At 57.3% G+C, this 1,084-nt stretch carries 1 pseudogene; it reads left to right on the forward strand.

From position 1 onward, the window contains the following. Positions 1 to 1,084 (forward strand): annotated as a pseudogene (locus HMPREF2712_RS09095) (siroheme synthase); the annotation flags it as partial.

Here is a 1,084-nt window from a genome sequence, read left to right on the forward strand (position 1 = left end):
CCCCGTTGAGCGCTGAATTCCGTCAGAAGTACGCTTTCTACGAGCTGGCTCTGGTGAAGCACGGATCGGTGTACGTGTATGAGGAGCACCATAGTTATCCGCCTCTCGAGGAGTACGGCGGGATGCTCAAGGACTTGGAGCATCAGGTGCGGGAGAACCCGGACGGTAGCCTCACCTACACGTTTGAGGTTCCCCCGCAGTACCTTGAGGTTGCCAATGGTACGCTCTTCGATGTGGTGATGTCGTACTACCCGTTGGATGATTTTGAGCCGGAACCTTCGAGTAGGTCGAACCGTTTGTATGCCCGCGCCCATATTGATGTGGTTCAGGAAACGCAGCCGACCCGTGGGACCTACACCTTCAGTCAATCCGCTATCGATAACCCGTGGAAGGATACGACGCTGCGGGTTGAGGGACGCCATGTCCTCTCCCAGGCTAGTGAACTGATTTCTAATGAGTCGCCGGTCGTCGCCATCTATGAGGCTGACCCTGCAACGGGAAAGATGGTGGGTAAGCCTGTGTTCACTCAGGAAGTGGACTACACGTACTCCGGGGTTAGCTCCAGGTGGTTCCGCAATAACTACTTCAGCACGGAGCTGAAGATTCCTGCGGGTACGTTGAAGCCGGGCAAACTCTACTTTATTGGCATGTATGGGGACGGGTTGCCTTCCCCCGGCATGGAAGGTTCTCCGGGTTCCATGCTGAATGATGTTGCTGAGTTCCTTCCGGTACGTTCCCCCAATCAGGAAACCGCGCATCCTGCGTTGCATCTTGGGGCGGTGAGGCTGAACCCGTACGCGCAGACGAACTCGTTTACGGTGCGCGCTACCGAGCTCTATGCGCCGGGTGAAGGATCGTACCGCCTCTCGGTGCAGCATGTTGATGAGCAGGGGCGTTTGACCGGTCAGACGGTGTTCCAGCGGGCGATCCCCGCTGAGCGCATCAAGGATGGCAGGGCGGAACTGAACCTGACGATCGCTCAGCAGCTGAACTATTCGGGTGCGTATCGCTTGGTCTTGGAGAAGGTAACGCCCGGTAAGGATGGTGCCGGTGAGTCGGTGGAGCAGCTTGCTGTCGAGGATAT

Origin of the sequence: Rothia sp. HMSC064F07, assembly GCF_001837265.1 — a bacterium.
Taxonomy (GTDB): domain Bacteria; phylum Actinomycetota; class Actinomycetes; order Actinomycetales; family Micrococcaceae; genus Rothia; species Rothia mucilaginosa.